This window comes from Pseudovibrio sp. Ad37 (genome assembly GCF_001623075.1).
Taxonomy (GTDB): domain Bacteria; phylum Pseudomonadota; class Alphaproteobacteria; order Rhizobiales; family Stappiaceae; genus Pseudovibrio.
Window position 1 is genome coordinate 19,585 of the sequence record NZ_LMCF01000005.1, and the last position, 22,619, is coordinate 42,203.

Below are 22,619 nucleotides of genomic sequence, written 5' to 3' on the forward strand. Positions count from 1 at the left end.
GGCTCCCTACTTCATGATTGGCTCAGCATTCTTCAAACAGGCAGGGTCTCGCGCCCTTCTTTCATCATACGGTAATAAGACCAGAACAACCGCGCTGCGGTTCCACGATGAGGAGACCACGCCTCAGCAATTTCAGCAAGCACCTTTCCTTTGGGGCGCTCTTCCAGATCAAACGCGTGCTGTACAGCAGCCTGCAAGGCCACATCCCCAACCGGAAAAACATCCGGATGCCCAGCGCAAAACAGCAAGAAGATATCTGCGGACCACGGACCGATGCCCTTAATCTCACAAAGCCGCTTGTGTGCCACCTCACCCGGCCAGTCCACCGCCTCATTCAAACACAAGCCAGCCTTCAGCTCTTCTGCAATGGCCTTCAATGTTCGCAGCTTAGCATTGGAGAGCCCGACACCCAGCAGTTCTTCATCACTCTTGGAAAGCAGCACATCCGGCTCAAACGGCACCACCAGCGCCTCAAGTCTTGCCCAGATGCTCGCCGCAGCCGCCACTGAAAGCAACTGCGCCACCACGATATTACAGAGCCCAGCAAAATCAGCAGAGCGCCTACGCAAAGGCACCTCACCTGCAACATCAGCAACACAAACAAGTCGCTCATCCAACTGCACAAGGGACGCGAGCTCCCGCTCAATATCCTCAAGCGTATCTATAGGTCTCAACGCCCCCTCCTCAAGCAAGCAAAGATGTTCTAATAACAAGCTGTCCATATTCCAAGTAGAACCATTTCGCAAATGAACTCGCCTGTCTATCGTTTTGCTCCTTCACCCAACGGCCACCTCCATCTCGGCCATGCTTACTCAGCCATCCTCAACGATGAAGCTGCAAAGCAAAACGGCGGAAGGTTCCTGCTGCGCATTGAAGATATCGACACGATCCGTTGCACCCCACAACTGCAAGAAGACATGCTGGAAGACCTGAAATGGCTTGGCCTGCACTGGGAAACTCCAGTTCGCAGGCAATCAGAGCATTTCAGCGAGTACGCCAAGGCACTTGCACAGCTGGAAGCAATGGGCCTTGTCTACAAAGACTACCTCACCCGCGCCCAGATCAAACGCTTCGTCGCGGAGCAGGATACATCGGACACGCCATGGCCACGAGACCCTGACGGCGCCCCACTTTACCCCGGAGACAACAGCGTTCTCTCTGAACAAGAGCAAAAAGCCCTTCAGAACTCCGATGCGCCCTATGCCCTGCGCCTCAACATGGCCAAAGCCATTGATCTAGCGGGAACATCTCTTACTTGGAACGAAGCGCATCACGGAAAAATCCAGGCCGATCCAGCTGCTTGGGGCGATGTCGTCCTTGCCCGCAAAGACACCCCAACCAGCTACCATCTTTCAGTAGTTGTAGATGATGCACTACAAGGCATCACCCACATTCTGCGCGGCAAAGACCTCTACCACGCCACCAGCGTCCACCGCCTGCTGCAAACTCTACTGGACCTGCCAGAACCGCACTACGAACACCATGACCTCATTCTCGACAAAACAGGCCGCAAACTCGCCAAATCCGCCAAGGACACTTCCCTCCGCGAACTACGAGCAAGCGGTGTCACTCCAGTGCAAATCAGAGAGAAGCTGGGTCTTTAAGGTTTAGAAGGCATTGAGGAGAGAACTCTCGGGAGCTGCCTGTAGGAACCAAAAGTTTCTGCTGTTGCTTCATGATCAGGCTGATCACAGAACTTCAAAACACTCATCCCTGCCGCCTTCGCAGCACAAATTCCAACCTCACTGTCTTCAACCACGACACAACGTTCTGGTGAGAATTGCAGAACCTGAGCGGCATGCAGGAAGAGCCCAGGATCAGGTTTCCAGATTCCAACTTCATACGAACTAAAAATTCTGGAACCAAAGAAGCTTTTCAAGCCCGCTTTTTCCAAAGCTGTTTCAATCTTCGCCCTAGGCCCGCTCGAAGCAATACACATCGGAGCTGATATTTCGGAGAGAGCCACGATAACACCCGGGAATGCTTCTAACTCTGTCTTGAACAATTGATCCACTCTCACACGATAGTCTCTCTCAAAACTATCTGGCAGGCTTCGTTCAAGAATGCTTTCAATGTCTGCCAAAATTCCAGAAAGCTTGCGCCCTCTAAAACGCTTCATCAACTCTGAGAGTGGCAAATTAATCTCGGGCAGCAAATCCAAAAAGGCTTGAGAACATAACGGCTCACTGTCTACCAGTGTTCCGTCCAGATCGAATATCAGACAACGATCAGTCACTTATTTGAGCCTCATAATATGGAAACAAACTTTCTCAATACCCCTGCACCTGAATGAACCAGAGCCAGAAGCTTACGGTGAAGACCGAGATGCCTGTGGTGATTGCGATGCCGTTGGTGGACATGGCGTGACCCGTGCCGAACTGGTTGGCCATGATGAAGGAGAACACGCCTGTCGGGCACGCTGCAATCAACGTTGCCACACCCACCCAGACAGAGGGCAGACCCACCACGTGTGCAGCAACAACAAACACCACAAACGGCATCAGGATCGATTTGATAATCGCCAGCACGCCGCCAATCGCCAGATTACCGCGGATACCGTAGTTCACCATGCTCATACCCACCGCAACCAGCGCTACAGGTGAGGCAGCTTTCGCCAGTGGAGCCAAAACATCATCTGCCAGCTTTGGGATTTCCAAACCTGATACATTCCAGAGAAGTCCACCCACAACACCATACAGGATCGGGTTCGCCAACAAGCCTTTGCCAACTGCAGTCAGAAGCTCTTTCTTAGAACGCGGCGCCTTATGACCATCAATCACCACCGCACGCTCCATCAACACAGAAGACGTCAGCGCGGTTAGCGGTGCGTGGAACACAATGAGAAGCGAAATCAAAAGCGTTCCCTCAGCTCCATAAACCGCATCTATCAATGGAATACCAACCAACACGGTGTTGGAGAAAGACGCCGTCAACCCGGCAATCACCGCCGCACGCGCCTCACGCCCAAATCCGACACGAACCAGAAGACCACCCAGAAATGCAACAACAGCCATCGAGCCGTAGTAAGTTGCCCAATACCCCCAAGGTGAAATGCCATCAAGGTCCGCAGAGCCAAGGCTGCGGAACAACAGGATTGGAATAAGTAGGTTCACACAGAACTTGCTCAGAATATCGCCAAGACTGCGGTCCAGATATCCAACACGAGCAATAACATAACCAATGCCAACAAGAGCAAAGATCGGGAAGACGACGAAAAAGACCTGAACAATCATGGGAAACTCGAAAGAGGGTGCAAGACCTTCTTAGTAGCCCAGAAAGTTTAAGATCCAAAGCCAGAAGCTCATTGTGACTATTGAGAAAATGGTCGTCAGACTGATAGAGTTTGCACTCATGGCATGCCCGGTTCCAAACTGGCTGGCATAAAGGTAGGCCACAACACCAGTTGGGCAAGCCGCCGCCAGTGTCGCCACCGCCACCCAAAGTGGCGAGAGCGGGAACACATAAGCGCCCAAAGCCAGCACCAACGCAGGCATCAGCACAATCTTGAGCAAACTCAACACGCTGCCAATGGCAATGTTCCCGCGCACACCATAGTTAAGCAACGTCATACCAACGGAGAACAACGCAACCGGGCTCGCAGCTTTTGCCAGAGGATGCAGCACACCATCCAGCAACACAGGCAATTCATAACCCGAGAAATTCCAGCCCACCCCCAGCAAAATAGCAATAACCAGCGGGCTCTTGATCAGCGTGGTGAACAGCGAATGCATAACGTCTTTGAAAGGCCGCGCTTCCTGGTAGCCATCCACCACTACCGCTCGCTCCATCGCCAACACAAACACCAGTGTTACAGAAGGTGCATGCACGGAGATGATAAGTGAAATAGGAACCAACGCCTCCTGCCCAAAGGCTGAGGTAATCACCGGAATACCAACCAACGACATGTTGGAGAACGCAGCAGAAAATCCACCAATACAGGCAGCCCTTGCTTCTCGCCCAAAGACCTTGCGCACCATATAACCACCCAGCACAGCACTGGTTGCCAGCGCCGTGTAATAGGTGCCCCAAAGCGCCCATGGGCTCAAACCAGCAAGATCAGATGTCGCCAGAGTACGGAAGATCAGAACCGGAATAAGCACGGTAATGCAGAAGGTGCTGAGATTGTCACCGACCTGCTTGCTCAGCAGCCCGGCATATCCAAAGCCATACCCCACACCCACTGTCGCAAAAATGGGAAACACCACCTGCAGCGTACTAAACAGCATTCCGTGTCCGCTCTCTTTCCACCATACAGCACTCTCCCAAAGGGCAAGCAGGTGCGCTTGCAGCATCAAAAAACAAAATCTCGGTGGATCCTTGCCAGAACTGGGCGAACTTTTCCTGCCAGTGTTTTAGGCTCTTCTTCGAGGATTGATCAAGGAGTTATCTCATGCCTGCGCCCAAACTGGCTCCAAAGCAGGATGTTGCACGACCTGAAGACACCACTGTCTGCCATGAAAACGGCTTCGGATCTGATCGCACAGGAACCACTCAGCGATCGGCAGCAACATCATCTGAACACCCTGCAAACAGCCATCAACTCACTTGCGAAGCTGACAGGTGCAATCCTCGGCGCAAACACACAGGCTGAGCATCATAGCCATGCAACAAGCAAGGCAGGGCCTCAAGCAAAATCACTTTTGGATCAGCTCACCTACATTGCAGATTTGTTTTCACCACAGGCAGCAAGCTCTGGTCACACCCTCACCTACCGCGGGTCACGAGAAGCGATGTCAGCCTACCAAACCCAGTCAGATGAACTGCAGCGCATTCTCGCAGTCCTGGTTGATAATGCTATTCTGTACAGCAATACGGGCACCATCACGCTCAGCGCACATATCAAGTTCTCAAACCATCAACCCAACATCGTGGTAACGCTCAAGGATGCTGGCCCAGGCCTGACACCAGAGCAAGCTTCACATCTGGACGCCGCCCCAACGCCAAAACGTAATTCCGACGGCCATGGCCTCGGGCTCTGGAGTGCGCGGCACCTTGCCTGCGACCATCACGGAGACCTGAGGCTCATCACCAATACCGAGCATGCTGCCTGTTTTGAGTTGGTTTTGCCAATCCAAGAGATCGAGCAGACACAGCAACTTTCTACTTCAGCCCAAAATATGACGCGCTCCAAGCTTTCTGGCTCTGTGCTGGTGGTTGACGATAATGAACCAAACCGGGAGTTGCTAGCAGCAATCTTCTCATCATTTGGCCTGACTGTGCGCATCGCAGACAGTGGAAAGCAGGCGTTGGCTGTACAGTCAAAAACTCCATCCGACCTGATCTTTCTGGATCTGAATATGCCAGAAATGAGCGGCTCGGAAACACTCACTCAGATGCAGGCAAACGGACACGCCAAGGATAGAGCTAGCTTCGCGATCACGGCAAGCATCGCGCCGGAAGACCGCCCAACGCTCTTCAAACAAGGTTTCACGCAAATTCTGGAAAAGCCTATCAACCCGTCAGCCCTCTACAGCCTGCTGGAAAGCACGCTTCAGAAGGTCAGCTAGCCAATCCGCACAAAGGAAGCATCTAGCGCTTCATCAAGGCGGTCGTTACCCCAATAAAGATCGCCTTTTTCAGTGATCATGCTTGGTGTCCCAAACACACCCAGTGCTTCTGCCTCCGCAACCGCTGCCCGCAAGCCAATCTTGACCTCAGTGGTTTCAGCCTGCCGCATGACCTTATCTGCATCCAGATCCAGCTCACGCAACAAGGCAATCATCAGCTCTGGTTTGGAGATATCCTCATCCAGCACAAAAGCCATGTGATACACAGCGCGGGTAAACGCACCGATCCACGGTTCTTTACGTCCCGCAAAAGCAATACGAGAGGCAAACAGACTGTGCTGTGGAAAGATCTGTGGCTTCTTCCAGGGCAAGCCGAGGTTTGCAGCGGTACGCGCAACATCCCGCCACATATAAGCCCCCTTCTTCGGGTTCTCTAAAAATGGAGAGCTCTCTATCCCCTGACGCCGGAAGATCGGCCCCAACAGAAAAGGCCGCCAATCAATATCGATGCCCCTGTCTTTCGCAAGCTGTTCAATACGTGCTGCGGTCAGGTAGGAGTATGGGCTGGCAAATTCATAATAAAACGCGAGCCGAGGCATTTATTCTCTTTCTGATCCAATAGACCGGTAAGACCCAACCTACGGCAATGGAAACAATTTGAATTTATCTCGCAGGCCCCTATATGGGGGTTTGGCACTGCGAGACGTAATCTTGCTGAGCACCAATGGAATTTCAAGGCAGCACATTGGCGCAACCTTCGAAAACAAGTATACCGCCTTGTAACCCAAAAGAGCGAACTCAGGAATTCCCGTGGCAAAAGACGGTTCGAAGACTTCAATCCTAAATAAAATCATTAGTTTTTGCGGTGAACGCCCGTTCACGGCAATCCTGACATATATCCTTGTCGTCTCAGCAATCTTCCTGATCTTCCCGAGGCTGGATATCTGGGCATCCACCTTCTTTTATGACGGCGAAGGCAGTTTCCCTGTTTCAAAAGACCCGTTCTGGCGCGGTCTGCGATACTTCGGCGTCTACATCTTCCAGTGGGTCGCAGGCCTGTCCTTGTTTGTGATGCTCTTCAAGCTCGCGTTTCCAAAGATCAAAGCACTGATGGATCTCCGTCACCCGATCTTCGTCGTATCCACGCTCATTCTTGGACCCGGCCTTGTTGTCAACGCGTTCTTCAAAAACCTGTGGGGCCGCCCACGCCCACGCCAAACAGAGATCTTTGGCGGAGACCTGCCATTCATCGGCGTTTGGCAACCTACTAACCACTGTGATAGTAACTGCTCGTTTGTATCCGGCGAAGGATCAGCATCCATCTGGTTGTTCGTGCTGGTCTTTATCGCCCCCAAAACCTGGCGCATTCCTCTGGCGACAGCAATCGGGGCATTGGTCTTTTTCCTTTCCGCCAACCGTGTGGCTTTCGGCGGGCACTTCTTTTCAGACACCCTGCTCTCCTGGGGCATCACCATGCTCGTAATTGTGGGTGTCTATCACTACCTATACCAGCGCACGCCAACATGGGCCCAGCCCGCTAATCTGGATACCTCCTTCACCAAAGGTGGCAACTGGCTGCGTGCCAAACTTGGCCGCGCTGCCTGCTGGTGCGCACGAAGCAGCAAAAGCTTCCTGCGCAAATTCAAATAATCAGCCCAAAAAGCAAAAAAGCTCCGCAACCAGCTGCGGAGCTTTTCTTCAATATCTTGTAAAGAGCCTAGATCTCGGTCGGCTCCATCTCCTCGCGGATCTCCTGAAGCAGATTGTAAGTCCCGTTGCTCACCAGATCATACACCTCATCAAAGCCCTCATTCGCTCCGTAATACGGATCCGGCACATCCTTCTGCTCATCCTGAAGCAGCAAGCGCACATTTGCTGTATGCAGATACGGCGCTTTAGACTGAATATTCGTTAGGTTGCTGGCATCCATCGCAATGATGTAGTGAAACTTCTCAAAGTCCTCATCAATCAGCTGGCGCGCTTCCTGTTTAGAAATATCAACGCCATGCTTTTGCGCTGTCTGGACGCTGCGGATGTCCGGCTTTTTGCCACTATGCCAGTTCGCAGTTCCAGCGGAATCCACGTAAATCTGCTCTTCCAGTCCAGCTTGTTTGACATGATGACGGAAGACACCCTCTGCCAACGGACTACGACAAATATTGCCAAGACACACAAACAGTACACGACGCTGCAACAAGACCACTGCTCCCTCCAAATCTGACTGCCCGAATATTTAACCCAGCCGAAATCTTTGCTCCAGACTTTCGCGCGGATCTACTCAAATATCCATGGATTTTGCGAGTCAGAAAAACCTACTAAATCTGAGACACCCCTTGCAACAAAACCAAAGGTGGTCTTGTGCCCGAGCTGTTAACCTCTACCGCAAAAGAATTTGCCCTAGCAGAATTACCGCATTGGACCTTGTCTGAAGATGGCAACGCGATAGAACGCACGTTCACCTTCCGGTCCTTCGCACGTGCATTTGGCTTCATGGCCAGCACTGCAATTCTGGCAGAAAAGATGAACCACCATCCTACATGGACGAACACCTACAACAAAGTGGATGTGTTACTTACCACCCATGATGCAGGTGGGCTGACCGAGTTGGATTTCAAGCTCGCCCGCAAACTGGACAGGCTGTGCGAGGCTTAATCTTTTTCAGGAAGAGCGCAATCAGCATTCAATCTTGAACTGACGCACGTCACCTACCATCTTATTCTCAATCAGCACATGGCCGTCTTGCTGGCACATATGTGGAATATCGATTGCAGACATTGGGTCAGTAGCTTTCACAACAAGCTGCTCGCCTTTTGCCATACGCTTAAGATGCTTGCGCGTCTTCATCACCGGCAGTGGGCAGTTGAGACCTCTCAGGTCCAGAATATTTGTATCTTCCACCAATGTTTCACCAGGTACTCGAGTGTGCACTGTGTTTGATGCTGGGCTAACGGAACTTTGCGCAACAGTAAAGTGAATATTGGGGAGTAGACCATGGCGACGATGGAACTGGACGGAAAAACAGAGACCAGCAAAGCGCTTGAGATTCTGGACTTCTGGTGGACAGCAGGCGGCCCCAAATGGTTCAACGGCGGCGAAGCGTTCGATCAGGAAATTCGTAAGAACTTTGAAGCCGATGTAGAAGCCGCCAATCGCGGAGATTACGACAACTGGACAGCAACACCTCACGGCACGTTGGCCCTCCTTTTGCTGCTCGACCAATTCCCGCGCAACATCTACCGCGGTTCCTCAAAAGCATTTGCATCCGATCCCAAAGCTGTAAAAGTCGCTCTTGAGTCATTGAACAAGAACTTCCATACCGCCTTTCCTATGGGCTATCGCATGTTCTTCTTCCTGCCATTTGAGCATTCTGAAGAGATGGACATGCAGGATTTGAGCGTAGACCTGTTCCGCGGTCTTGGCGATCAGGACACCTACCATTACGCGCTGATCCATATGGACGTGATCCGCCGGTTTGGCCGCTTCCCTCACCGCAACGAAGTGCTCGGCCGGACCTCAACACCAGAAGAAACCGAGTTTCTCGCCTCTGGTGGTTTCAGAGCATAAGCAATCTGATTAAAAATTAAACACACACCATACATGATTACAAAATAGGCAGAGTCATTTTATGGCTCTGCCTATTTTATTGACAGTCATATTCTGCGCCTCCCAACTACTTCAACGTCACAACAAGAAAATTTAATTTCAATCAAGCCGCTGAATTTTCAAGTTTATTCCAACACTTCCGTCCTCCAGAATCTACGTAAAAATCGATATTTCTCAAAACTGGCACGCTCCTTGAAAGAGAGAGGGCAAGTGTGCCGGCCGGGCATTCTGAGAACGACCAGATAACTGGCAACTTTCCCGGTCCCAAAGAGGTCTCCAGAACTCTTTACGGCGCAATCGATGAGAGAGGGGAACGGGAATCTGACATGAAAATCATTATGGCAATCATCAAGCCCTTTAAGTTGGATGAAGTGCGCGACGCACTCACCACTTTAGGCATCCAGGGGCTCACGGTAACCGAAGTCAAAGGCTATGGCCGGCAAAAGGGGCACACCGAAATCTACCGCGGCACAGAATACGCCGTCACCTTCCTCCCAAAACTAAAGGTCGAAGTCGCAGTTGCAGCAGACATGGCAGACAAAGTTGTCGAAGCCATTGGCAGCGCAGCGAAGACCGGCCAGATCGGTGACGGCAAAATCTTCGTCTACTCCATTGATCAGGTCGTCCGCATTCGCACCGGCGAAGCCGACGCAGAAGCAATATAATGAAATGAAGGGGACAGAGAATATGAAACGCGCCTCCACCCTTGTTGCCGCAGGCTCACTCCTGGCACTTTCCGCAGGTCCAGTCATGGCAGAAGAAAAGTATGCCTTAGCTGTCGACACCGCTTACATCTTCAACACCCTGCTCTTCCTGATTGGCGGCTTTCTGGTGATGTGGATGGCTGCAGGCTTCGCCATGCTTGAAGCGGGCCTCGTCCGCACCAAAAACGTTTCAATGCAGTGCCTTAAGAACATCGCCCTGTACTCCATCGCTGGCCTGATGTTCTGGATCACCGGCTACAACCTCATGTACACTGGCGTTGATGGCGGCTTCATGGGTTCCTTTGGCCCATACTCCTTTGACCCTGTCGGTGGCGATGCTCTGGACGCAGGCTACTCGACAGCGTCCGACTGGTTCTTCCAGATGGTCTTCTGCGCAACCACAGCCTCCATCGTGTCGGGCACTATGGCAGAGCGCATCAAGCTCTGGGCTTTCCTGATCTTCGTTGTCATCCTCACAGGTGTCCTTTACCCAATCACTGGCTCCTGGCAGTGGGGCGCTGGCTGGCTCTCAGAAATGGGCTTTGCTGATTTTGCAGGCTCCACTCTCGTCCACTCCGTTGGTGGCTGGGCAGCTCTTTCCGGCGCAATCATCCTCGGCGCGCGGAAAGGCAAGTACGGCAAAAACGGTCAGGTCTACGTCATGCCGGGTTCCTCCATGCCACTGGCAACTCTGGGCACCTTTATTCTGTGGCTCGGCTGGTTCGGCTTCAACGGCGCATCCCAGCTCGCAATGGGCACCATTGGTGACGTCACAGACATCTCCCGCATCTTCGCAAACACCAACATGGCTGCTGCAGGCGGCGTGGTCACCGCAATTGCCCTGACACAGGCCCTCTATAAGAAGGTCGATGTTACAATGGCTCTGAACGGTGCATTGGCTGGTCTTGTTTCCATTACCGCTGAACCACTGGCTCCGAGCGTACTCCAGTCCGTCATCATTGGTGGCGTCGGTGGCGCAATTGTCGTCTTTGCAGTGCCAATGCTCGACAAGTTGAAGATCGATGATGTAGTTGGTGCAATCCCGGTTCACCTGCTGGCTGGCATCTGGGGAACGCTCATCGTGCCGCTGTCCAACTCTGACGCGTCTTACGTCACCCAATTCATCGGCGTTGCAGCCGTCGGCATCTTCACCTTCGTGGCCTCCACCATTGTCTGGTACGCAATCCAGCTGGTGATCGGCCTGCGTGTCACAGAAGAAGATGAAGCCATGGGCCTCGACAAAGCCGAGATTGGTGTCGAAGCCTATCCAGAATTCGGAACCGGCTCCCAGCGTCTCTGAGTTCGCACCAATTCTGGGAGGATCAAAACACTCTCCCAGAACTAAAAGATGAAATCACAAAGCCCGGCAACCACCGCCGGGCTTTTTCTATGGCAGCATTTGCCAGCCTATCATTTTCTCTCAATAGATAGCTCTGTGTTCAAACGCTAAATACTACAAAATCAAAGCAACCCAAAAGCTTAGGAATGTTGATACCCCAGCTTACTAGTCGGTTCAAATCCGCCTACCACATTTGAAAGACGGACTTCACCTTTCATAGGTGGTACTTTCAGGAATGCCATATACGTCCATTTCTAATCAAGATTCGCTCTTCATCCTACGTCCAAACAAAGAGGCGCAAGCGCCCGAGCTTTGGAGTCCAATGATGAACAGTGAGTTGGAAGCAGCAGTTAAAGAGGCCAGCCAGAAGTGGCAGAACGCGTTCAATGCGGGTGATGCTCAAGCTTGTGCCAACTGCTATGAGGCAAACGCTGTTATGGAGGCCAAACCGTTTGGCACCTATCACGGACGAGCCGAAATTCTCGAGTTCTGGCAAATGCTCATTCGGGAAGGCTTCTCAAAAATCGAGTACATCAACCCCAAAATCGTCGCATCAGGCGAAAGCTCCGCAATCCTTTCTTCTGACTGGAAGATGAACAAAGCCCACGGCAACATCTCCAAAGAACTCTGGGTTCTGCAATCAGACGGTACCGCGCTGCTGCGAGAAGACTACTTCAGCGCCGCATCTTGAGATCACGAGGCAGATCACAAAAAAGCCCGGCACATGGCCGGACTTGGTCGCATCGCTCGAAAGCTGAGGCACTTGCTCAGCAGTCGCGATAGTAAAAGTAGTCCAGACGATCTGCGATATCATCCAGAGCAAAGGAGTAGCCGCTCCAGTCCTCATCGATCCATGCATCTTCCAACCGGTCAACCGCGCGGTCCAGTTTACCATCCCCCTCCAGCTCGCTCAGCAAGCGACCCACATCAATCAGGTGACCCAGAACACCATCAGCACTTGAGCCAGCACGAACGCTACCTTCAAAGAAGACTTCATCGGAAATATCATCGATGTCTGAAATAGTCGCATTCAGATCTGAGCAGCTCAACTCACCCCATGCATAAGCAGGGCTTTGAGAGACCAACCCGACAAAACCGATTGAAGCAACAACAGCAAGTGCTTTGAAACCACGCATTATCATTCCGAGACCTTCTTCCGTGAGACGCATCTGGAGCAAAGCTCGCAAGATACCTGTAACCCACACAGAAGTAGCAAGGTCGCAAAGCAGCGCTGTCTCAAAGAAGACAGAAATTATGGTCTCTTTGAGATTTCTCAGTGATCACTGACGCCCGTCTGTCAGCCCTTTCACAAAGGCTTTCTGACAGAACACAACAAGCAGGATCGGCGGCAGCATAGCCAGCACAGCAAGCGCCAACCCTTGCGGGCTTGTGCGCCCAACCAAGCTAAGTCCCTGCACCAATGTCATTCTGGTCTCCTCACTGGAAACCATCACAGGCCACAGATACTGGTTCCATCCCTGCACAAACATCAGCAGGCCGAGCGCCGCAATCATCGGCGCAGACGCAGGCACCAGAACGTCCTTCAAAAACTTGATCGGCCCAGCCCCATCAATCCGCGCAGCCTCAGATAATTCAGCCGGCACTCCCAGAAAAAACTGGCGGAAGAAGAATGTCCCAACCGCAGAAGCCAGCAGCGGCAACATCAAGCCCGGATAGGAGTTCACGAGCCCAAGCTTGCTGATCACAGCATATGTCGGCAAAAACCGGGACTCCAAAGGCAGCAACAAACTGCAAAGGATCACCCAGAAAAAGAACGTCCCAAAGCGCACCCGAAAAAACACCAGCGCATACGCCGCCAACAGAGAAACAGCCACTTTCGCCAGTGCAAACCCGGCAGCCAGATAGAGCGAGTTCAACGCCATGGTTATGCCAGTGACACCGCCAGTAAACCCACGCCCTTCAAACAGCGCCCGGCTATACACCTCCACCCCATATGGCCCCGGCAGAAACTGGAGGCCATCCTGACCAAGCGTAGCGCCAGAGTGCGTTGAAGAGAAAGCGATCACGATCACCGGCCCGACGATCAAAAACACGCCGATAAGCAGAATAAGGTGATCAAAGAAATGTTTGCGGGGCATATTCATCTCAGAAACGAAGCGCAGCCCCCCACCACGAAGCATGGTTTTCGAAGACAAAGACGCAATCAACAATACTGAAAGCAGTAGGAGTGGCCCCATTTCCGGGCAAACTGCTTTAAAGGATCGTTCCAGAGAGAAGGCAAAAGGCAGCCAGACCAACAGAACGCAGCAACAACGGAAACACCGTAGAACTACGCAGTCCAGGTTTCAAGCTCTCTAAGTGCCTATAAAACCACAATTCCTGAATGCTTGGCGTGATTTTCCGGCTCAACATGGATGGTCACACGTGCGCCCGGCATCTTTTCTGCGATGCCTTCCTCAATACGATCGCAAATCGCATGGGCATCCAGAACGCTCATCTCACCCGGTACAACCAGATGAAAATCAACAAACGTCACATGTCCAGCATGGCGGGTCCGCAAATCATGAGCCTCCAGCGCACCATCTCCAAACTTGGAGATCAACGCCCGGATTTCCTCCTGCTCCTCTTCAGGAGCCGCCTCATCCATCAGGCCACCAACAGATTCACGCACCAGCTTCCAACCGGACCACATGATGTTAACCGCAACAATCCCCGCAAGGATCGGATCAAACATCTGCCAGCCTGTTGCCCACACAGCAGCGATACCAACAAACACGCCGAGAGATGTATAAACATCCGTCATAATATGCCGGGCATCTGCCTGCAGCGCAGGTGAGCGATGTGCTCGACCAATGCGCATCAAGGCCATTGCCCAGAACAGGTTGATAACGGAAGACAGGAAGTTCAGCGCGATACCCTGAAAATTGACCTCAAGCTCATAAGGCTCAGTCAAACCCATATAGGCTTTGCGCAGGATTAGGATCGCCGCCAGAACAATCAGAACACCCTCAAGAACAGCAGCAAAATACTCTGCCTTGTAGTGTCCATAAGGATGGTTCTGATCAGCAGGTTTGCGCGCCAGATACAAAGCACCGGCAGCAGCAGAAGCACTCGCAATATTGATGGAGGTTTCAAGAGCGTCAGAATAGAACGCAATGGAGCCAGTCAACGCAAAGGCAAAGTATTTAAGAGTAAATACCAGTATGCCAATGACGATGCTGCCCAGCGCAAAGCGCATGCTCTGGTCCATGTGCCACATCCACCCTAATTCAAACTCGACGACTGCTTAGAAAGTTATCGTCCTCTATCAGGTTTCAGTGGCATATTAAACAATGGAACAGGGTCAAACAGCCAGTTTTTATGCTTATTTGCACTCAATGTTTGCAAATGAAAATCACTCGCAATTTATCGGCCAATTCTACTTGTCGTAAAAAGCTGCACCAATGATTTCGCCTGGCATCTCACCGGAGTTTGTCTGAACCAAAACAGCCCAGTTCTTGGAATCGAACATCTTCAAAGCGGTCCGTGGCAAACGGAACACTTCAGCGGTACCAGACCACATGCCAATCGGCATGATGCTGCGCACCACGTTCTTATAAGTCTGCGTTGTACCAGCGTTTTCACCGCGCTGAATCTCTACAACTGCTTCCTTGTCAATTCCAAGAAGATAAACGTCAGCCTTCTTATCTGGCTGTTTCAAAGAACCAGAGAGCTGAACTTCAAGCGCGTTGTCATCAAGCATAGCCTCAACCTGAACGCTCATGCCAGAAGATTTGCGGATCGCATTCTTCACAGAACCGCGATCACTGCCAACCATATGCCCACGGCCATTCACAACAACCTGAGGCGTATAGATCTGCGCATCACCACGGCTCTTGGCATAATCCTTCTGGCGCTGAGTGAACACAGGTGAACCCAAAGTGTCCTTCCAGCCGAAGTAATCCCAATAATCTACGTGGTAAGAGAGGGTGACCACATCCTTCTGGTCTGAGACAAGCTCCTCCAGAAACTGGTCCGCAGGTGGACATGACGAGCAGCCCTGGCTGGTAAACAGCTCAACCACAGCCTTTGGTGTTTCCGCCTGAGCTGAGAGAGAGGTCGCAAAACCAATTCCCGCTGCGAGAATAACACCCGTCAATCTATTTACAGAAAACCACCGCATTTCGGCCCTTCGCAATTGTTCAAGTCATCGCTGATGCAGCGCTAACCTAAACAATAACCAGATAACTGTAGAATCACATCACAGTGAGCCCCTGAAAACCGAAGGCATCAGGGGCACTGCTTCTATTTGGACTCAGTCAGCACTTTTTCAAGTTCTGGTAAGAAGACATCTCGATAGCTGGCGGCACTCAATGGTCCGATAAACTTATAGCGGATCTGAGCCTTCTCATCGACGATGAACGTCTCAGGAACCCCGTAAACGCCCCATTCAATGCCAGCCCGGCCAGTGTCAAAACCAACGCGATCATAGGGATTGCCCAGCTCAGCAAGGAACCGGTTCGCCTTAACGTCAGTGTCCTTGTAGTTCAGGCCAGCAATCTCAAAACGATCATCCTTGGCAAGATCCATCAAGTATTTGTGTTCGGCGCGGCACGGCGCACACCAGGACGCAAAGATGTTCACGACGGTCACTTGACCAAGAAGATCACTGCGCTGGAACCCTGGAACCTGCACACCATCACGCTCCAATCCGGCAACTGGAGGCAACGCAAATTCAGGCGCAGGTTTGTTGATCAGTGCAGAAGGCAGTTCCTTGGAATCATGGCCTGACAGCATCATGAAACCCATCAGAACCGCGAGAGCACCAAAAACAATCAGCGGAAGAAGAAACAGCGGAGAAACGCCTGACTTCTTTTCCTCATCCATATCACTAGCCATTCCTGTTAGCTCTCACTCTTATCATCAGCACCTGAGGAAACCACCTGGCTGACGGAAGGACCAGCACGACGTGTGGAACGACGGCGAATACCGCTCGCTTCAAGCGCCTGCATTTCTTTGTCCAACTGAGATTTGTCTGAGCGCACCCAGATAATCAGCACTGCGATGACAAGTGCAGCCATTGCATAAGCAGCAATCACATACTCAGCGTGACGACCAAACTCTGAAAAATCCATTGTCCTTACCTCGCACCAGCAGGAGCTGCTTTCGTGACTGTGCTGCTGGAAGCAGCCGGAGCAACAGATGCTGCACGCATCCGCATTGCTCTGATCCGACGGCGCATAATCTCGTTACGCATGCTCATCAGATGCAAAGTCACAAACAAAAGCACAAAAGCCAACGCCATCAAACCAAGCGGAATAAGAATGGAAGAGTGAATGGCAGGGCCATCAGCACGAATAATGCTCGGCGGCTGGTGCAGCGTGTTCCACCACTCAACAGAGAACTTAATAATGATAACGTTGATCACGCCAACCAGCGTAATAATCGCGTTCACTTTTGCAGCCTTGATAGGATCTTCAATCGCCTTCCACAGCGCGATAATGCCAAGATACATAATCAGCAGCACGAGGAAGGAGGTCAATCTTGCGTCCCAGACCCAAAAGGTCCCCCACATTGGCTTACCCCAGACAGCACCGGAAAACAAAGCCAGAAATGTGAATGCAGCACCAATAGGTGCAGACGCCTTGGCCGAAACATCAGCCAGCGGATGCTTCCAGACCAGAGAACCAATCGAAGAAAGTGCCATCATTGCATAACACATCAATGCAAGCTGGGCAGCAGGGACATGCACAAACATAATGCGCACTGTCTGGCCTTGCTGATAATCTTCAGGCGCAACCAAAAACGCGAAGTACAAGCCAACTGCAAGCGCAGCGACCGTCGCAACGATAAGCCAGGGAAGCACAGCTTTCACAAGCTTCAGGAACCGGGTTGGGTTTGCAAGATCGTATAAGGTCATAGAGCCGTTCTAAACTGAGAATGACGAAGCATCAATGTGTACATAGTGTCACGGACCCATCACAGTCATTGATTACGCGCAATTTGACGCTTCACTTCTTCGGGATTTCACCCATTTTAGACGATTTTACATAGACTTAACGCTTCTGGTAATTTCAGCAGCCTCGCGGCTGCCATCATCAGTCACCAGAAACGCGAAGCGCTGCAGCTGCTGCAAGAGGTCCAACAACAAGACCAAAAAGTGTCAGGGCACACAAAAACAGGAACGGAACGAGGAAGTTATTAGAGTCGATCGCTCCCGCTGTCGCGGCACTTACACCAAAGATCAGGATCGGAATTGCCAGCGGAATAACCAGAATGGAGAGCAACACCCCACCCCGCCGCATGGACACGGTAACGCCAGCACCAACCGCACCAACAAGCGTCAATGCAGGAGCGCCAACAAGCAAGGTCAGGGTCACCAGAACGATACTCTGGAAATCCAGACCCACAAAGAGAGACAGAACCGGTGTTGCCAGCACCAGCGGAAGTCCCGTCGCCGCCCAATGGGCAGCACATTTAATCAGCACAACCAGCTCAAGCGATCGCCCGGACATTACCAGAAGTTCAAGACTGCCGTCCTCACGGTCAGCCTGAAACAAGCGATCGAGCCCAAGCAAAGTCGACAGCAACGCGCCAATCCAGAGGATCGCAGCGCCAATGCGGGACAGCAGGATCATGTCCGGCCCAACGCCGAACGGAAAGATCGTCACCACAGCCAGAAAGAACAGAACACCGATCAGCGCACCACCACCAACGCGGTTCGCCAATTGATATTCACGGACAAAAAGACTCTTCATCCAACTCATGATCAGCCCTCGTCCTGCTCGTCTTCGTCGAAATAATCATCCAGATCCGCTCCGGCAAACATATGCTCACTCTCGGTCGTCACAGGCGACAGATTGAGGAACTTGGTGTTTGGCAGGTTGAGCGGCAGGTGTGTGGCAGCAACCACAAGGCCACCAGCGTGGATGTGATCGGCAATCAGCCCCAGCAACACCTCTTCAGAGGCCTTATCAAGCGCCGAGGTCGGCTCATCAAGCAACCAGATTGGACGTGGCACCACCAGCAAGCGCGCCACCGAAAGGCGTCGGCGCTGTCCGGCACTCAGGTACCCTGCTGGCAAACTGGCAGTATGTGCAATACCAAGAGTATCCAGCGCTTCCAGCTCGCTCATGCTCTCACGCACTTTGCCACCACCAAAAGCTGCAGGCTCAAAGAAATCACGCCAAAAGCTCAGGTTTTCAAGGACGGATTGCAGCGGCTTCAATGCATCAAGATGGCCAAAGTAGTGCGAGTGCTCGGCAACAGAGCGTTCAGGCATGCCACCTTCCAGCTCAATCGTGCCGTTGGCTTTCGCAACCAACCCTGCAATCACGCGCAACAGACTGGATTTCCCGACACCATTGGGACCCTGGACAATCAGAGCTTCGCTTGAACCAACTTCGAAGTCGACATGGTTCAAAACTCTGCGGCCACCGCGATCACATGCAACACCCTGACAGATTAACTTCAATTGGTTCATCGCGCCCGAAACCACCACAGCAGCACACACTGCTTATCAAACTGACGGCGTATCCCGAAAAATGGATCCGATTTCCGGATAAGATACGCTCCAACAAAGAATTAAAGCGATTTGCATGATCCCGTCTTTGCGCAAACCACTTTATTCAGGAGGCACTATCACATTCGGCAAATCCTTTGCTCCCATAAACACGGCTAGGATTCGCGTTGGCACTGTTCCGGTGTTCTTGCCGAAGTGCCAGGTATTGACGGCCTCAATAAACGCCTCCCCCTTTTTAAAGGTCAGAGGAGCCTCCTTCTCATAGGTGATCGTCAGCTCACCATCAAGTATATATCCGTAAAGAGGAACGGGATGCATATGCTCTTTAACAACCTCTCCCGGTGCCAGCGTAATGATGAGAGACGTCACCTGAGCCTGCCGACCAGTCGGATAGAACAAAGGCTGCTTCGTAACTGTAGTCTCACTCTTATCCAGCAAAACCTCAGTGTTTGAGTAAGCCTCCCCACTCTCCTGGGCCAGAGCACTGACGACATATCCACCCAACACCAGACAGCAAGCACCAACCAAAACTACAGATTTCATTGGAAACGCCTTTCTGTTGTTTTCAGCTATTCTCTGCGCACTTTTTCGCCACTTCCGGCGATTATTCATAAGTGAACCAGAAGCATCCTACCGATAATCCCCTTCCGAGCCTTTAAAGCCACAAAGGACCAACTCACAGGCTGGACACATTGTATACTACTGTATATAATATGATTCATATAAACCCAAACCCGCTTGATCGGGCATCCCATTCCGGCCTAATCTCACCCTAGGTAAATTATTAGCCTTCCGCTGCGGTTCAGCTGGAACCTGCGTCAGAAAGACGCTATAGGGACGACAACTATAAGCTGATTGAATTTCAAGAAGCGCTTTTAATGCATTTGTTAAATGATCAAGCCAACGCCATGACGGCGAGCCACTAAACTCCGGGAGATATCGGAGAGGTTCGTCAGCTCAAAGCTCCGTTTCCTGTTCACGGCGGGAAACGAAATAAGGAGATCGCCGAATGACACAATCTCTAAACAGTTTTAATGCCAAACAAACGCTGCAAGTCGGCGGCAAGTCTTACACTTACTTTTCCATTCCTGAAGCAGAAAAAAACGGCCTGACTGGCGTTTCCAAACTGCCATTCTCGCTAAAGGTGGTTCTGGAGAACCTGCTGCGTTTTGAAGATGGCCGCTCTGTTACAGCGGACGACATCAAGGCCGTTGCTGAGTGGCTCACCACCCGTACCTCCACCCACGAAATCGCTTATCGCCCTGCCCGTGTGCTCATGCAGGACTTCACCGGCGTTCCAGCTGTTGTCGACCTTGCCGCCATGCGCGATGCTGCCGTCAGCCTTGGCGGTGACCCGAAAAAGGTGAACCCGCTGGTTCCTGTTGATCTCGTCATCGACCACTCCGTGATGGTGGATTACTTCGGCACCACTTCAGCTTTCGCGCTCAACGTGGAACGCGAGTATGAGCGCAACAACGAGCGCTATGAGTTCCTGCGTTGGGGCCAGTCCGCGTTTGATAACTTCCGCGCCGTGCCTCCAGGCACTGGCATCTGCCACCAGGTCAACCTTGAGTACCTCGCCCAGACCGTCTGGACGAAGGAAGAAAACGGCGAGACCATCGCTTACCCGGATACCCTCGTCGGCACTGACAGCCACACCACCATGGTCAACGGCCTTGCGGTCCTCGGCTGGGGCGTGGGCGGCATTGAGGCAGAAGCGGCCATGCTTGGTCAGCCGATCTCTATGCTGATCCCTGAAGTCGTCGGCTTCAAACTCACCGGCGAAATGGCAGAAGGCATCACCGCGACCGACCTCGTGCTCACCGTGGTTGAAATGCTGCGTAAGAAGGGCGTTGTCGGCAAGTTCGTAGAGTTCTACGGCCCCGGCCTCGACAACCTCTCGCTGGAAGACGCTGCCACCATCGCCAACATGGCACCGGAATACGGCGCCACCTGTGGCTTCTTCCCGGTGGACGGCGACACGCTAAAATACCTCAGGTCCACAGGCCGCGACGCCCACCGCATTGCGCTGGTGGAAGAATACGCCAAGGTGCAGGGCATGTACCGCGACACCCACGCGGAGCCAACCTTCACCGACACGCTGGAGCTGGACATCTCCACCGTTGTGCCATCCATCGCCGGACCAAAGCGCCCGCAGGATCGTATCTCCCTCGCTGACGCCTCAGAAGGCTTTGCCAAAACCATGGCGGAGGAATTCAAGAAGGCGGGCGAAGAGTTTAAACGCGCATCGGTGGAAGGCCGCGACCATGACCTTGGCAACGGCGACGTTGTCATCGCCGCGATCACAAGCTGCACCAACACCTCCAACCCGTCCGTTCTCATCGGCGCTGGTCTGGTGGCCCGCAAAGCCCGCGCCAAAGGCCTGCACGTGAAGCCATGGGTGAAAACCTCACTGGCGCCCGGCTCTCAGGTGGTGACGGATTATCTGGAGAAAGCTGGCGTTCAGGAAGACCTCGACGCCCTCGGCTTCAACCTCACCGGCTACGGCTGCACCACCTGTATTGGTAACTCAGGCCCGCTGCCGCCGGAAATCTCCAAGTCTGTCAATGACAACGACCTCGTGGCCTGCTCCGTGCTGTCAGGCAACCGCAACTTCGAAGGCCGCGTCAATCCGGATGTGCGCGCCAACTATCTGGCCTCTCCGCCACTGGTTGTCGCTTATGCCATCGCAGGCTCGCTCAACATCAACGTGGCCAAAGACCCGCTCGGCAAGGATCAGGACGGCAACCCCGTCTACCTGAAGGACCTGTGGCCAACCACGGAAGAAATCACAGACCTCATCCGCACCTCCATCACGGAAGAGATGTTTGAAGAGCGCTACGGCGATGTGTTCAAGGGCGACGAGCACTGGCAGAACATCAAAGTAGAAGGCGGCATGACCTACGGCTGGCCGCCAGCCTCCACCTACGTACAGAACCCGCCTTACTTTGAAGGCATGACCATGGAGCCAGCACCCCTCACCGATATTGAGGGCGCGGCAGTCATGGGTCTGTTCCTGGATTCCATCACCACCGACCACATCTCCCCAGCTGGGGCGATCAAGGCAGACAGCCCGGCAGGTCAGTACCTTGAATCCCATCAGATCTCGCCAAAAGACTTCAACTCCTACGGCTCCCGCCGTGGCAACCACGAAGTCATGATGCGCGGCACCTTCGGCAACATCCGCATCAAAAACCAAATGGTGCCGGGCGTGGAAGGTGGCTACACCACCAAGGATGGCAAACAGCGTTGGATCTACGACGCCTGCATGGAATACAAGGAAGCTGGCACCCCGCTTGTGGTGTTTGCAGGCAAGGAATACGGCACCGGCTCCTCCCGCGACTGGGCAGCAAAAGGCACCAAACTGCTCGGCGTACGCGCTGTGATCGCTCAATCCTTCGAGCGCATCCACCGATCCAACCTCGTCGGCATGGGCGTCCTGCCCTTCACGTTTAAAGAAGGCGAAAGCTGGCAGTCCCACGGCATCGATGGCACGGAGCGTGTAACCATCCTCGGCGTAGCAGACCTCAAGCCCCGCCAGATGGTCAACATTCAGGTCGAATTCGCAGACGGCTCAAAGAAAACCATCGAAGCCCTCTGCCGCATCGATACCGAAGACGAACTAGAATACATCAAAGCCGGCGGCATCCTCCACTACGTGCTGCGGAATCTGGTCTCTGGCTAAAACCGGCAGACACACCACAAACACAAAAACGGGCCCTCCAAGGCCCGTTTTTCATTGGCGACCCCACCTTCTGAGCCACCACCCCCACCGATGTCATCCCACACAAACAATCCCCCTCCGACGCCATCCCGCACAAGCGCAGCGCGATGCGGGACCCAGAGCCACACACTCAAACCTTAGCCACCCCCGCACTGGATCCCGGCTCGGTGTGTACATACCGGAGACATAGGTTACAGGTGTTCGGAGAGATGGTTGACACATTAACATGGCATTCAGGGAGGGACCGGGATGCCTTGGAAAGAGTGTTCAACAATGAAAC

Annotated in this window: 26 protein-coding genes; 9 read left to right on the forward strand and 17 right to left on the reverse strand. The window is 52.8% G+C overall.

The genetic code is table 11. From position 1 onward, the window contains the following. Positions 1-32 precede the first annotated feature (32 nt). The gene (locus PsAD37_RS00910; protein WP_063294544.1) at positions 33-674 is read right to left on the reverse strand and encodes a DNA-3-methyladenine glycosylase; all 642 of its coding nucleotides are present in this window, start codon (positions 672-674) and stop codon (positions 33-35) included. Positions 675-746: 72 nt separating this feature from the next. Here PsAD37_RS00910 and gluQRS point away from each other — a divergent pair, with 72 nt between their 5' ends. Further along, the gene (gene gluQRS / locus PsAD37_RS00915) at positions 747-1,604 is read left to right on the forward strand and encodes a tRNA glutamyl-Q(34) synthetase GluQRS (protein ID WP_063294545.1); all 858 of its coding nucleotides are present in this window, start codon (positions 747-749) and stop codon (positions 1,602-1,604) included. Here the strand turns inward: gluQRS and PsAD37_RS00920 are convergent. Genes PsAD37_RS00920 through PsAD37_RS00930 form a run of 3 tightly spaced genes read right to left on the reverse strand, consistent with a single transcriptional unit; the run spans position 1,601 to position 4,292 of the window. Beyond that, positions 1,601-2,236 carry an HAD-IA family hydrolase gene (locus tag PsAD37_RS00920; protein ID WP_063294546.1) on the reverse strand — a complete coding sequence of 212 codons (636 nt, stop codon included), beginning with the start codon at positions 2,234-2,236 and terminating at the stop codon, positions 1,601-1,603. The two genes, gluQRS and PsAD37_RS00920, sit on opposite strands and share 4 nt — an antisense overlap. Positions 2,237-2,270: 34 nt before the next feature. Further along, complete coding sequence (locus PsAD37_RS00925) at positions 2,271-3,233, reverse strand: AEC family transporter (protein WP_063294547.1); 963 nt, start codon at positions 3,231-3,233, stop codon at positions 2,271-2,273. Positions 3,234-3,263: 30 nt separating this feature from the next. Next, entirely contained in the window at positions 3,264-4,292 is a 1,029-nt protein-coding gene (locus PsAD37_RS00930) for an AEC family transporter (RefSeq protein ID WP_208991606.1), read from the reverse strand. Positions 4,293-4,454: 162 nt separating this feature from the next. On the opposite strand from PsAD37_RS00930, the gene PsAD37_RS00935 reads away from it, so the two are divergent. After that, the gene (locus tag PsAD37_RS00935; protein WP_208991607.1) at positions 4,455-5,507 is read left to right on the forward strand and encodes a hybrid sensor histidine kinase/response regulator; all 1,053 of its coding nucleotides are present in this window, start codon (positions 4,455-4,457) and stop codon (positions 5,505-5,507) included. On the opposite strand, the gene PsAD37_RS00940 is transcribed toward PsAD37_RS00935, so the two are convergent. Then, complete coding sequence (locus PsAD37_RS00940; protein WP_063294548.1) at positions 5,504-6,106, reverse strand: 2-hydroxychromene-2-carboxylate isomerase; 603 nt, start codon at positions 6,104-6,106, stop codon at positions 5,504-5,506. The two genes, PsAD37_RS00935 and PsAD37_RS00940, sit on opposite strands and share 4 nt — an antisense overlap. 211 nt (positions 6,107-6,317) lie before the next feature. Between PsAD37_RS00940 and PsAD37_RS00945 the strand changes: the two genes are divergently transcribed. Then, a complete protein-coding gene (locus tag PsAD37_RS00945) occupies positions 6,318-7,157 on the forward strand; it encodes a phosphatase PAP2 family protein (protein ID WP_063294549.1) in 840 nt (279 codons plus the stop codon). A 67-nt stretch (positions 7,158-7,224) separates the two neighbouring features. Here PsAD37_RS00945 and PsAD37_RS00950 read toward each other — a convergent pair whose 3' ends face one another. Further along, the gene (locus PsAD37_RS00950; RefSeq protein WP_063294550.1) at positions 7,225-7,710 is read right to left on the reverse strand and encodes a low molecular weight protein-tyrosine-phosphatase; all 486 of its coding nucleotides are present in this window, start codon (positions 7,708-7,710) and stop codon (positions 7,225-7,227) included. A gap of 155 nt (positions 7,711-7,865) precedes the next feature. On the opposite strand from PsAD37_RS00950, the gene PsAD37_RS00955 reads away from it, so the two are divergent. Continuing rightward, positions 7,866-8,159, forward strand: coding sequence for a 4a-hydroxytetrahydrobiopterin dehydratase (locus tag PsAD37_RS00955; protein ID WP_063294551.1), 294 nt, complete (start codon positions 7,866-7,868; stop codon positions 8,157-8,159). A gap of 21 nt (positions 8,160-8,180) precedes the next feature. Here the strand turns inward: PsAD37_RS00955 and PsAD37_RS00960 are convergent, their stop codons facing one another. Continuing rightward, a complete protein-coding gene (locus tag PsAD37_RS00960) occupies positions 8,181-8,405 on the reverse strand; it encodes a sulfurtransferase TusA family protein (RefSeq protein WP_063308945.1) in 225 nt (74 codons plus the stop codon). Between the two features lie 93 nt (positions 8,406-8,498). Between PsAD37_RS00960 and PsAD37_RS00965 the strand changes: the two genes are divergently transcribed. From PsAD37_RS00965 to PsAD37_RS00980, 4 genes are all read left to right on the forward strand, one after another. Continuing rightward, entirely contained in the window at positions 8,499-9,071 is a 573-nt protein-coding gene (locus tag PsAD37_RS00965; RefSeq protein ID WP_063294553.1) for a DUF924 family protein, read from the forward strand. Positions 9,072-9,436: 365 nt separating this feature from the next. After that, complete coding sequence (locus PsAD37_RS00970) at positions 9,437-9,775, forward strand: P-II family nitrogen regulator (RefSeq protein WP_063291274.1); 339 nt, start codon at positions 9,437-9,439, stop codon at positions 9,773-9,775. A 22-nt stretch (positions 9,776-9,797) separates the two neighbouring features. Continuing rightward, positions 9,798-11,114: an ammonium transporter gene (locus tag PsAD37_RS00975; RefSeq protein WP_063294554.1), complete on the forward strand. Its 1,317-nt coding sequence runs from the start codon at positions 9,798-9,800 to the stop codon at positions 11,112-11,114. Positions 11,115-11,478: 364 nt separating this feature from the next. Beyond that, entirely contained in the window at positions 11,479-11,844 is a 366-nt protein-coding gene (locus PsAD37_RS00980) for a nuclear transport factor 2 family protein (RefSeq protein WP_057464727.1), read from the forward strand. Positions 11,845-11,920: 76 nt separating this feature from the next. Here PsAD37_RS00980 and PsAD37_RS00985 read toward each other — a convergent pair whose 3' ends face one another. The 10 genes from PsAD37_RS00985 to PsAD37_RS01035 form a co-directional block, all read right to left on the reverse strand. Continuing rightward, positions 11,921-12,289, reverse strand: coding sequence for a hypothetical protein (locus PsAD37_RS00985; protein ID WP_208991609.1), 369 nt, complete (start codon positions 12,287-12,289; stop codon positions 11,921-11,923). 144 nt (positions 12,290-12,433) lie between these two features. After that, on the reverse strand, positions 12,434-13,252 hold the full coding sequence (locus tag PsAD37_RS00990; protein WP_063294566.1) for a carbohydrate ABC transporter permease: 819 nt from the start codon (positions 13,250-13,252) through the stop codon (positions 12,434-12,436). A 224-nt stretch (positions 13,253-13,476) separates the two neighbouring features. Beyond that, positions 13,477-14,364: a cation diffusion facilitator family transporter gene (locus PsAD37_RS01000; RefSeq protein WP_057464725.1), complete on the reverse strand. Its 888-nt coding sequence runs from the start codon at positions 14,362-14,364 to the stop codon at positions 13,477-13,479. Positions 14,365-14,532: 168 nt separating this feature from the next. Beyond that, entirely contained in the window at positions 14,533-15,276 is a 744-nt protein-coding gene (locus PsAD37_RS01005; protein ID WP_057464681.1) for a thioredoxin family protein, read from the reverse strand. Positions 15,277-15,398: 122 nt separating this feature from the next. After that, positions 15,399-15,992, reverse strand: a complete 594-nt coding sequence (locus PsAD37_RS01010; RefSeq protein ID WP_063294557.1) for a DsbE family thiol:disulfide interchange protein — start codon at positions 15,990-15,992, stop codon at positions 15,399-15,401. Between the two features lie 5 nt (positions 15,993-15,997). Further along, entirely contained in the window at positions 15,998-16,228 is a 231-nt protein-coding gene (gene ccmD / locus PsAD37_RS01015) for a heme exporter protein CcmD (protein WP_063294558.1), read from the reverse strand. Positions 16,229-16,233: 5 nt separating this feature from the next. Continuing rightward, on the reverse strand, positions 16,234-17,013 hold the full coding sequence (locus PsAD37_RS01020; RefSeq protein WP_063294559.1) for a heme ABC transporter permease: 780 nt from the start codon (positions 17,011-17,013) through the stop codon (positions 16,234-16,236). 178 nt (positions 17,014-17,191) lie between these two features. Beyond that, positions 17,192-17,851 carry a heme exporter protein CcmB gene (gene ccmB / locus PsAD37_RS01025; protein ID WP_181951980.1) on the reverse strand — a complete coding sequence of 220 codons (660 nt, stop codon included), beginning with the start codon at positions 17,849-17,851 and terminating at the stop codon, positions 17,192-17,194. Positions 17,852-17,862: 11 nt separating this feature from the next. Beyond that, entirely contained in the window at positions 17,863-18,567 is a 705-nt protein-coding gene (gene ccmA / locus PsAD37_RS01030; protein WP_208860058.1) for a heme ABC exporter ATP-binding protein CcmA, read from the reverse strand. A gap of 150 nt (positions 18,568-18,717) precedes the next feature. After that, positions 18,718-19,158 carry a cupin domain-containing protein gene (locus tag PsAD37_RS01035; RefSeq protein ID WP_063294568.1) on the reverse strand — a complete coding sequence of 147 codons (441 nt, stop codon included), beginning with the start codon at positions 19,156-19,158 and terminating at the stop codon, positions 18,718-18,720. A 466-nt stretch (positions 19,159-19,624) separates the two neighbouring features. Here PsAD37_RS01035 and acnA point away from each other — a divergent pair, with 466 nt between their 5' ends. Next, the gene (gene acnA / locus PsAD37_RS01040) at positions 19,625-22,300 is read left to right on the forward strand and encodes an aconitate hydratase AcnA (protein WP_063294560.1); all 2,676 of its coding nucleotides are present in this window, start codon (positions 19,625-19,627) and stop codon (positions 22,298-22,300) included. The last annotated feature ends 319 nt before the right edge of the window (positions 22,301-22,619 follow it).